This is a genomic window from Rhizobium sp. P1_E6 (genome assembly GCF_056405875.1).
The window spans coordinates 1-10,000 of the sequence record NZ_JBFUBG010000140.1; the positions used below are offsets into that span (position 1 = coordinate 1).

A 10,000-nucleotide genomic window follows, 5' to 3' on the forward strand; every position below is an offset into this window, starting at 1 on the left:
CAATACGACCGTGCTCAATCTGATTATCGAGAAACTTCCGGTCTCGATCTCGCTCGGCATCTGGATCCTGATCTTTTCCTACGCCATCTCCATTCCGCTCGGCATCCGAAAGGCGGTCAAGGACGGCTCTTCCTTCGATGTCTGGACATCAGCCGTCATCATCGTCGGTTATGCCGTGCCGAGCTTCCTGTTCGGCATCCTGCTGATCGTGCTGTTTGCCGGCGGCTCCTTCTATGACTGGTTCCCGCTGCGCGGCCTCGTCTCGGATAATTTCGACCAGCTTTCCTGGTGGCAGAAGCCGCTCGATTATTTCTGGCACCTCGCGCTGCCGCTGATCTCGCTGTCGCTGGCGTCATTTGCCACGACGACGCTGCTGACCAAGAATTCCTTCATCGACGAGATCAAGAAGCAGTATGTCATCACCGCGCGCGCCAAAGGTCTGAACGAGCGGCAGGTGCTTTACGGCCACGTTTTCCGCAATGCCATGCTGATCATCATCGCGAGCTTTCCAGCCGCCTTCATCTCCGCCTTCTTCACCGGTTCGCTCCTGATCGAGAACATCTTCTCGCTCGACGGCCTTGGCCGCCTCGGCTACCTCTCCGTCGTCAACCGCGACTATCCGATCGTCTTTGCGACGCTCTATATCTTCTCGCTGCTCGGCCTCTTCGTCGGCCTGATCTCGGACCTGATCTACACCTGGATCGATCCGCGCATCGATTTCGAGCGGAGGGACGTCTGATGGATGCCGCCGCAAATCCGACGACATCAGCGCCCGTCCGCCCGCCCCGCAAAGGCCTTCTGTCGCCGACCAACATCCGCCGCTGGCAGAACTTCAAGGCAAACAGGCGCGGCTACTGGTCGCTCTGGCTCTTCCTCGTGCTCTTCGTGCTCAGCCTCATGGCCGAGTTCATCGCCAACGACAGGCCGATCATCGCCTCCTACAAGGGCGAGATCCTTTTCCCTGTCGTCATCGATTATCCCGAGGAGAAGTTCGGCGGCTTCCTCGCCGAGACGGACTACCGTTCCTCGGTCATAGCAGATGAGATCAATGCCAATGGCTGGATGATCTGGCCGCCGATCCGCTATTCCTATCAGTCGGTCAATTCCAACATCCCGCATTCGGCCCCGACCGCTCCGTTCTGGCTGATGTCGTCGCAGGAGCGCTGCTCGGCCTATCCGCAGGGCGTCGATGATCCCGGCTGCAGGCTCGGCAACCTCAACTGGCTCGGCACCGACGACCAGGCGCGCGATGTTTTTGCCCGCGTCATCTATGGCTTCCGCATTTCCGTTCTCTTCGGCCTGGTGCTGACCATCTGCTCGGCGGTCATCGGCGTGACGGCCGGTGCCATCCAGGGCTATTTCGGCGGCTGGACGGACCTGCTTCTCCAGCGTTTCATCGAGATCTGGTCCTCGATGCCGGTGCTTTACATCCTGCTGATCATCGCCGCGATCCTGCCGCCCGGATTCTTCGTTCTGCTCGGCATCATGCTGCTGTTTTCCTGGGTGGGCTTTGTCGGCGTCGTGCGTGCCGAGTTCCTGCGCGCCCGCAATTTCGAATATGTCCGGGCTGCCCGGGCGCTCGGCGTCAACAACCGCACCATCATGTGGCGGCATATGCTGCCGAATGCGATGGTCGCGACCCTGACCTTCCTGCCCTTCATACTCTCGGGCTCGATCACCACGCTGACCTCGCTCGACTTCCTGGGCTTCGGCATGCCGCCGGGCTCTCCCTCGCTCGGTGAACTGATCGCCCAGGGCAAGGCCAATCTCCAGGCGCCATGGCTCGGGCTGACGGCCTTCTTCACCATGTCGATCATGYTGTCGCTGCTGATCTTCGTCGGCGAAGCGGTGCGCGATGCCTTCGATCCGAGAAAGACGTTCCAATGAGTGAACCGCTGCTCTCCGTCCGCGATCTCTCCGTTGCCTTCCATCAGGGCGGCGAAACGTCGCTTGCCGTCGACCGTATCTCCTTCGATATCGAGAAGGGCGAGGTTGTCGCGCTCGTCGGCGAATCCGGTTCCGGCAAGTCGGTGTCGGCAAACTCCATCCTGCGTCTCCTGCCCTATCCCTCGGCAAGCCATCCGGGCGGCGAGATATTCTTCAAGGGCAAGGATCTCTTGAAGGCCTCCGACCGCGAAATGCGCGAAGTTCGCGGCAACGACGTCACCATGATCTTCCAGGAGCCGATGACATCGCTCAATCCGCTCCACACGATCGAAAGGCAGATTGCCGAAATCCTGGACCTGCATCAGGGCATGACCGGGCAGGCGGCGCGCACCCGTGTGCTGGAGCTCTTGAACCAGGTCGGCATCCGCGAGCCGGAAAAGCGCCTGAAAGCCTATCCGCATGAACTTTCGGGCGGTCAGCGCCAGCGTGTGATGATCGCCATGGCGCTCGCCAACCGGCCGGAATTGCTGATTGCCGACGAGCCGACAACCGCGCTCGACGTCACCGTCCAGGCGCAAATCCTCGAACTCCTGCGCAAGCTGAAGGGCGAGCACGGCATGTCCATGCTGTTCATCACCCACGATCTCGGCATCGTGCGCAAATTCGCCGACCGCGTTTGCGTCATGACCAAGGGCAAGATCGTCGAGACCGGACCGGTGGAAGAGGTCTTCACCAATCCGAAGCATGACTACACGCGCCATTTGCTCGCCTCCGAACCGCGCGGCGAACCGCCGGTGACCGACCCCTCCAAGCCTGTCGTCATGCAAGGCAGCGATATCAAGGTCTGGTTCCCGATCAAGGCCGGGCTCATGCGCAAGGTCGTCGATCACGTGAAGGCGGTCGATGGCATCGACCTGACGCTGAGGGCGGGCCAGACGCTTGGTGTCGTCGGCGAATCCGGTTCCGGCAAGACCACGCTCGGGCTCGCGCTCACGCGCCTCATCTCGTCGAAGGGGCGCATTTCCTTCGTCGGAAGAGATATAGCAGGCTATTCATTCACGGAAATGCGGCCCCTGCGCAACCAGCTTCAGGTCGTTTTCCAGGATCCCTATGGCTCGCTCAGCCCGCGCATGTCGGTTGGCGATATCGTTGCCGAGGGCCTGAAAGTGCACGAGCGTTCGCTGTCATCAGAGGAGCGCGACCAGCGCGTCTGCTGGGCGCTTGAGGAAGTCGGCCTCGATCCACTGACCCGCTGGCGTTTCCCGCACGAATTTTCCGGCGGCCAGCGTCAGCGCATCGCGATCGCCCGCGCCATGGTGCTGAAGCCGCGTTTCGTCATGCTCGATGAGCCGACATCGGCGCTCGACATGAGCGTGCAGGCGCAGGTGGTGGACCTGCTGCGCGATCTGCAGAAGAAGCACGATCTCGCCTATCTCTTCATCAGTCACGACCTGAAAGTGGTCAAGGCGCTTGCCAATGACGTCATCGTCATGCGCTTCGGCAAGGTCGTCGAGCAGGGGTCGTCAGCGGAAATCTTCCGTGCACCGAAGGATGACTATACCAAGGCGTTGATGGCCGCCGCCTTCAATATCGAGGCGGTGTCCACGCCTGCGGTTCAGCAGTAAAGAAGATCATGTCAGCAAGACCTCCCATTCTCGTCGATCTCAAGTTCGACCCCGAGACCGTTGCCCGCATCCTGAAGACCGCCTTTGCCGATCGCGGCAGCATCAATTCCGCCGATCCCGCCAGCAAGGCGCTCGACCTGACCAGCATCGATTATGCGCTGCTCTGGAAGCCTGATGCGGATATTTTCCAGCGCGCGCCGAACCTGAAGGTGCTCTTCTCCGGTGGTGCCGGGGTCGATAGCATCCTGTCCATCGCTGATCTGCCCGATCTTCCGATCGTCCGTTTCGTCGATCGCAGCCTGACGACGCGCATGAGTGAATGGGTGGTCATGCAGTGCCTCATGCACCTGCGCCTGCAGCGCGAGCATGACCGGCACCAGCGCGATCGGGTCTGGGGCAAGCTCGTCCCGCCGGAAGCTGCAGACATCACCGTCGGCGTCATGGGCCTCGGCATTCTCGGCCAGGATGCGGTCGCCAAGCTACGCGTCATGGGCTTCAACGTGATCGGATGGTCGCGCTCGAAGAAAGAGGTTGAAGGCATCGAAACCTTCGACGGCCCGCAACTCGATACCTTCCTGTCAAAGACCGATATCGTCGTCGGCCTGCTGCCGCTGACCCCGGAGACGACGGGCCTCTACAACAAGGCCTTCTTCACCAGGCTGCGCCAGGGTGGCGCCCTCGGCAAGCCGGTCTTCATCAATGCCGGCCGCGGCAAGAGCCAGGTGCAGGCCGATATCGTTGCTGCGATTGAGGGCGGCGTGCTCGGCGGCGCCTCGCTCGATGTCTTCGAAGTCGAGCCGCTGCCGGCAGATGATCCGCTCTGGCATCTGGAAAATGTCTTCATCACCCCGCATGACGCTGCGATCTCGGAAGAGAACGCGCTCTTCCGTCATGTCGAGGCCCAGATCGCCCGCTTCGAACGCAGCGAGCCGCTGCAATTCGTCGTCGATCGCAAGGCGGGGTACTAGAGCCTCTCCGGCGAGAACGGCTTCGCCTTCAATGCTCTAGCTTATTGTTTTCTCTGCAATTCCGGACGCAAAACCGGTTCCCACTTTTGCTGGAATTGCCCTAGAGCGCCGTGCGTCCGTTCGGACGCACAAAGGATGCTCTAACTCCTTGATTCACCGCATCAGGCTTCCCGAAAATCGATTCCGATTTTCGGGCCGATGCTGTAGTGCGCGTCGCGCAAAAGCGCGGAACTATTGAGCAAGCACCGCCAATGTCCGTTTCCTGCCCTGAGCGGTCATTCCCGAACCCAACGAGACAGGCCAGGAAACCGCCACCTGCTATTACATATCTGCGTTGCATAATAGGAAGTATGCGTTTGCCTGAGATGAGATCATAAGGCGCGTAGCTGATGCACATGAGAGTCCTTAATATGGATTGGGTCCCTGTAGTCTTCGTTACGTTCAAGGTTTTCGCTTTAGGAGCGGCCATGTTCTTCGCCATCAAGTGGCATTACGATCGAGGAGAGAAGGGAGACAGGCGAGCGGTACTACGCGCGGGCGGCAAGATGGCCGCAGTCTTCGCGCTGGCGGTACTAGGCGTGGGGCTCATCGCCTTCGTCCTTAGCAGTATGCTCGGTCTGGACTTGAGGCTCCCATGATCACGTCATCAATGGACCTGGCCCCRCAGGGGCTCCCGGAGGGCCGACGACACCTTCAAAGCAGACAATAACCGCTGGGCCTCTCGGGCCTGAACGTGCACGACCCTCGCGCTTTCCATTTGCGACATAATTCCGCAAAACTGTGCAGCGGTTTTGCGATAACGACATGCTCTGGAAAGCCCTTCGGAACCATCCGACGCCACTCTTCGTTTCTTCTCGGAAGTTCTGCAGGCATGGCCTGCGGATCAGCGCAAGGAGACGATCATGGCGCAAACGGAAACGCGTTGGGAAAAGTCCGATCAGAAGCTTCATGTCGAAGAAGAAATTTCACCGGTCAAGGCCAAGCAGGGCCGCACAGGCCGTCGCATTCTGGCCGTGCTGATTGCCGCACTGGTGCTGGCTTTCCTCGTCTGGATCCCTGTCGAAATCTGGGGCCAGAAGGAAGCCGATGATGTCGCTCCTCAGCAGCCCGGCCAGCAGATGCAGTCTCAGGTCCCGGCAGCTGCGCCGCAGAGTGGCGCCACCGCCCCGGCCCAGCCTGCCGCCCCGGCACCCGCACCCGCACCCGCACCCGCACAATAATGCGTTGATGTCAGACATTTAAGCAACGTCCCGAAGCCGTTCTTGCTGCGGGACGTTGCCTATTGTTTTTTCTGGACTTTGCAGCTCGATTTTTCGATAAGAAAGCGCACGAGCCGGTTTCGTGCGCTGGCCGTTGCCAGCCCGCACTTGACCGGATTGACGGACAGGCGGGAGTTTCATGGCCAGGACCGATATCGCAAGACGCGTCTACAATCATACCTGGAAACTCGATCCGATCGTCCGTAGTCTGATCGATACGGACTTCTACAAGCTCCTGATGCTGCAGATGATCTGGAAGCTCTATCCTGATGTCAGCGCCTCCTTCACCCTGATCAACCGCACCAAGCGCGTGCGCCTGGCCGAACAGATCGACGAGGGCGAATTGCGCGAGCATCTCGATCACGCGCGCACGCTGCGGCTCGCCAAGAAGGAGATGATCTGGCTCGCCGGTAACAGCTTCTATGGTCGCGCACAGATCTTCGAGCCGGAATTCCTCGCCTGGCTCTCCAATTTCCAGCTGCCGGAATATGAGCTCTCCAAGAAGGACGGGCAGTATGTGCTGGATTTCCATGGGTCGTGGAAGGAAACGACCATGTGGGAAATCCCCGCCCTTGCCATCATAAACGAGCTGCGCTCGCGCGCCGCCATGAAGACGATGGGGCCATTCACGCTCGATGTGCTCTATGCCCGCGCCAAGGCCAAGATGTGGGCCAAGGTGGAAAAGCTGAGTGAACTGCCCGGCCTGCGCATTTCCGATTTCGGCACCCGCCGCCGCCACAGCTTCCTCTGGCAGCGCTGGTGCGTGGAAGCGCTGAAGGAAGGCATCGGTCCTGCCTTCACCGGCACCAGCAATGTATTGCTGGCTATGGATTCCGATCTCGAGGCCGTCGGCACCAATGCGCATGAGCTGCCGATGGTGGCCGCCGCCCTTGCCGAGACGAACGAGCAGCTGAAGAACGCGCCCTACAAGGTGCTGCGCGACTGGAACAAGCTCTATGGCGGCAACCTGCTGATCGTGCTGCCGGACGCTTTCGGCACGGCCGCCTTCCTGCGCGATGCGCCGGAATGGGTGGCGGACTGGACCGGCTTCCGCCCGGATAGCGCTCCGCCGGTCGAAGGCGGCGAGAAGATCATCGACTGGTGGAAGAAGATGGGCCGCGACCCGCGCCAGAAGTTGCTGATCTTCTCCGACGGCCTCGATGTCGATGCGATCATCGATACCTACAAGCATTTCGAAGGCCGTGTCCGCATGAGCTTCGGCTGGGGCACCAACCTGACGAATGACTTCGCCGGCTGTGCGCCGAACGACAGTTCCGATTTCCTGCCGATATCCATCGTCTGCAAGGTGAGCGACGCCAATGGCCGCCCGGCCGTCAAGCTCTCGGACAATCCGCAGAAGGCGACCGGCGAACCGGCGGAAGTCGAACGCTATCTGAAATTCTTCGGCACCGAGGACCGGACCGATCAGGCCGTGCTGGTTTAAAGCAATTGCCAAGCAGGCCGGTTATGGCGTGGGAGAATGTTTTCGTTTTTGGCAAATGGATGCGTTCAGCCATAGGAGATTAATCCTTTTGCTCGTTATCCATTGAGGGCAAAAATCCCCTATGGTATAAAATACGAAGCGGGCGACTTTCGCCGCCCGCTGCTGGTTAAGCTATTATGAGCCAAACGCAGCCCATTTTCGGGCTTTGTTTGAGAGGGTACGTAAGCATCCTCGTGACCTCCTTCTCGGCATCTACGCAGTGCCGAGTCTGCCCGCGTAGCAGCGGTTATTGGGAGTGATGGCGCTACACCATCCATCACTCCGTGCTTGGCAGGAATTGCGCTCCTGCCGGTGAGCCAAAGAAGCCTTCATCCGAGAAGATCGGGGGAGGCTTCTTGTGTTTTATCCTTAGACCACTCAGCCAGTGACCAAAGCTTCGTCTCTTTGTCCAAAATAAACACTTCACGTTTAAGCGAAAACTTAGCGGTGAGGTTCCCTTTGGGATTCATTCCCGCGATCTTCACCCCGCGTCGTGTTACTTTGTCGAAGATGTCTGCGGCGAGCATTGGCTTGCCTTCTTGACGGAGAACGTCAGCAGCCTCTTTCAAGATTAGCTCTGTGGGTGAGGATGACGATGCGATGATTCTCACACCTGAAAGTGGTTCAATCTGCTTGGCCGTCGCAGTGTTATCTTTTTGCTCGGCTTTATAGCGCTCAAACATCGTTCGATCTTCGAGAAGGCTGTTGGCCATCTCGATAAATTGCTCCAAGCGCTTAATCTCGGCCTCGTATTGCGCGATCTTAGCCTTAGCAATTTCAACTGCATCGTCGCTCATGGTGAAAATCACTTGAGCATAATTACTTTCAGGTCAATCAGTCTCTAGCGTGGGAGACGCAGAGAAGGCAAATGAGTGAATATCGGGGAAAAAGAGAGAACAAATGCTAAAATGTTCTTCTTATGTTCTCTTAACGTCAATCTTTAGAGGAGTACATAAAAAGAACGTGCCGATTTGATTCGGAGAGAGAGGCCTATGAATTTGGCGATACAAATAAGCGAATGCCAAAGTGACTTGAACTCAGCCAGAATGTTAGGTAGCTGAAAACATTAATTATTTTGGTGATCACGCTACATAAGGCCGCAATTCCAGTACAAGTGTGTAGCGGTTTTGCGTCCGGTCTTGCGTCAAGACAAAGCCTGTCTCTCACACATGAAAAAAGCGCCACGTCGTGAGCGGCGCTTTCCATTATCTCAAGCGTATATCAGCCGGCAGGCTTCAGCGAGCTGATGATGGCGATCAGCTCGTCGTCATGCGCGTCCTGTTTGCCCTTGGTGCCCCAATAGGTGATCAGCAGCAGCTTGTCTTCGCTTGGCGAAAGCRCGGCGACGCCGATATTGACCGGGCCTTCCTTGTCGGTGCCATCCCAGTCGAAGGTTTTCATCTTCATGCCGTTGATTTCGGCATCGGATTCCTTCTGGGTCTTCTCCTCGATGGTCACGCCGTTCTTCTGCAGGAAGGCGAAGGCCTCGTCGATGACCTTGTCGCTCGTCTTTGCATCGGCAACGTCGATCGAAAGATAGATCGCCGAATCATCGGACTGGGYATCGATGCCGGTCTCCGTCTCCTTCGGCCCCCAGTTGTCGGGAATGGTGACGGTCGCGACCGGATCGTCGCTCGGAAATTCCAGCGTTTCCGCCTGGGCAATCACAGGCAGGAATGCCGCGAAAGCGGCGGCAATGATGAGCTTCTTCATGGTAGGTCCCCGGATGGTCGCGTCCCGGCGGGCAGCAGCCCTTGCCACCCCTCTCGCTCCGGATCGCGCCACATCGGATCGTTACCGGCTTTTGCTTTGCCAAGCCTTACCGGGAGCGCGGACAAGCGCATGCCATCGCGATCCATTTTTGGTGGCTTCGGGAAAATGCCGGCAGGGAGCCGCCAGGGAGCCGCGAATGTCTGTTGCGCCGAAGGAGATGCCCCACCGCATCCGCGTGACTTCGTCCCGATAACTCTTCGTCCTTACGGATACGGTCAGGCACACAACCAGACTCGGAGAGAAACCGTGGAAGTCACCCCAAAAATTCTGCTGAACATCAGGCAAGTCACAGCGACGACCGGCATCAGCCGCGCCAGCATCTACCGGCAGATGAGGGCCGGCCAGCTTCCCTTCGTGAAACTCGGTTCTCGCACCCTGTTCCGCCCGGCGGATCTGCAGGATTTCGTCGATAGGAACCTCCAGGTTTCGGACTAGCGCCTTCATCGGTCAGGTGGCCCGAAGGGTCGGATAAGGACCGCAGACGGACGATGCTGCCACGCGGCGGCGACGTGCTGTTCGATGCTGTCATCGAGAGGGCTGAGATCGTCTTTTGATGGCTGGCCTGGTGCCTGTAGCCCCCTCATCCGCCCTTCGCGCACCTTCTCCCMACTGGGAGAAGGGACGTACCGCGGCGCCTGTTTCCCCCTTCTCCCCAGCGGGGAGAAGGTGGCCCGAAGGGTCGGATGAGGGGGCCACGGGCGATGCATCAACGACCCCGGCCAAGAAAATCAAGCCTTTAACTCACATGGAAAATTTCATGTCGCGAACACATGCATACGCATCCTCGGCCGAACCTGACGATATCGCACGTCTGCGGCGTGACGTGTCGCTGTCTTCGACCGTCACGCAATACGGCTACGAACTCGGCCGTAATGGGCGGGAGTTCGAAACCTGCTGCCCGTTCCATGCCGAAGACACGCCGTCGTTCAAGGTCTTCATAGCGCACGATGGAGTGGAACGTTTCCATTGCTTCGGCTGTGGCAAGCAAGGCGATGTCCTTGATTT

The 10,000-nt window shown here is 58.8% G+C and carries 10 protein-coding genes and 1 pseudogene; 8 read left to right on the forward strand and 3 right to left on the reverse strand.

What is annotated here, in order from left to right; genetic code table 11:
- From AC1D35_RS33190 to pncB, 6 genes are all read left to right on the forward strand, one after another.
- Positions 1 to 739: ABC transporter permease subunit (locus AC1D35_RS33190; RefSeq protein ID WP_477942090.1), on the forward strand; the 739-nt coding region annotated here is incomplete at its 5' end.
- Positions 739 to 1,887, forward strand: a complete 1,149-nt coding sequence (locus tag AC1D35_RS33195) for an ABC transporter permease (protein WP_113307207.1) — start codon at positions 739 to 741, stop codon at positions 1,885 to 1,887. The genes AC1D35_RS33190 and AC1D35_RS33195, both read left to right, overlap by 1 nt.
- Complete coding sequence (locus tag AC1D35_RS33200) at positions 1,884 to 3,512, forward strand: ABC transporter ATP-binding protein (protein ID WP_113307208.1); 1,629 nt, start codon at positions 1,884 to 1,886, stop codon at positions 3,510 to 3,512. The genes AC1D35_RS33195 and AC1D35_RS33200 overlap by 4 nt, the downstream gene beginning before the upstream one ends.
- Before the next feature lie 8 nt (positions 3,513 to 3,520).
- The gene (locus AC1D35_RS33205) at positions 3,521 to 4,480 is read left to right on the forward strand and encodes a 2-hydroxyacid dehydrogenase (protein ID WP_113307209.1); all 960 of its coding nucleotides are present in this window, start codon (positions 3,521 to 3,523) and stop codon (positions 4,478 to 4,480) included.
- A gap of 899 nt (positions 4,481 to 5,379) precedes the next feature.
- Positions 5,380 to 5,700, forward strand: a complete 321-nt coding sequence (locus AC1D35_RS33210; RefSeq protein ID WP_113307211.1) for a hypothetical protein — start codon at positions 5,380 to 5,382, stop codon at positions 5,698 to 5,700.
- Positions 5,701 to 5,878: 178 nt separating this feature from the next.
- Positions 5,879 to 7,183, forward strand: a complete 1,305-nt coding sequence (gene pncB / locus AC1D35_RS33215) for a nicotinate phosphoribosyltransferase (RefSeq protein WP_113307212.1) — start codon at positions 5,879 to 5,881, stop codon at positions 7,181 to 7,183.
- A gap of 368 nt (positions 7,184 to 7,551) precedes the next feature.
- Here pncB and AC1D35_RS33220 read toward each other — a convergent pair whose 3' ends face one another.
- Together AC1D35_RS33220 and AC1D35_RS33225 are read right to left on the reverse strand one after the other, a co-directional pair.
- A complete protein-coding gene (locus AC1D35_RS33220) occupies positions 7,552 to 8,019 on the reverse strand; it encodes a hypothetical protein (RefSeq protein WP_113307213.1) in 468 nt (155 codons plus the stop codon).
- 424 nt (positions 8,020 to 8,443) lie between these two features.
- Positions 8,444 to 8,935 carry a histidine kinase gene (locus AC1D35_RS33225; protein ID WP_477942094.1) on the reverse strand — a complete coding sequence of 164 codons (492 nt, stop codon included), beginning with the start codon at positions 8,933 to 8,935 and terminating at the stop codon, positions 8,444 to 8,446.
- A gap of 306 nt (positions 8,936 to 9,241) precedes the next feature.
- Here AC1D35_RS33225 and AC1D35_RS33230 point away from each other — a divergent pair, with 306 nt between their 5' ends.
- Complete coding sequence (locus AC1D35_RS33230) at positions 9,242 to 9,430, forward strand: helix-turn-helix domain-containing protein (protein WP_162748417.1); 189 nt, start codon at positions 9,242 to 9,244, stop codon at positions 9,428 to 9,430.
- A 111-nt stretch (positions 9,431 to 9,541) separates the two neighbouring features.
- On the opposite strand, the pseudogene AC1D35_RS33235 reads toward AC1D35_RS33230, so the two are convergent.
- Positions 9,542 to 9,718 (reverse strand): annotated as a pseudogene (locus tag AC1D35_RS33235) (endonuclease domain-containing protein); the annotation flags it as partial.
- Positions 9,719 to 9,752: 34 nt separating this feature from the next.
- Between AC1D35_RS33235 and AC1D35_RS33240 the strand changes: the two are divergent.
- Positions 9,753 to 10,000, forward strand: a 248-nt coding sequence (locus AC1D35_RS33240; RefSeq protein ID WP_477942096.1) for a CHC2 zinc finger domain-containing protein, incomplete at its 3' end; no start/stop codon positions are given.

Excerpts from the sequence above, each read along its gene's own strand:
- pncB (WP_113307212.1), top strand. The coding sequence starts at position 5,879 with ATGGCCAGGACCGATATCGCAAGACGCGTCTACAATCATACCTGGAAA.
- AC1D35_RS33205 (WP_113307209.1), top strand. The coding sequence starts at position 3,521 with ATGTCAGCAAGACCTCCCATTCTCGTCGATCTCAAGTTCGACCCCGAG.
- AC1D35_RS33220 (WP_113307213.1), bottom strand. The coding sequence starts at position 8,019 with ATGAGCGACGATGCAGTTGAAATTGCTAAGGCTAAGATCGCGCAATAC.
- AC1D35_RS33200 (WP_113307208.1), top strand. The coding sequence starts at position 1,884 with ATGAGTGAACCGCTGCTCTCCGTCCGCGATCTCTCCGTTGCCTTCCAT.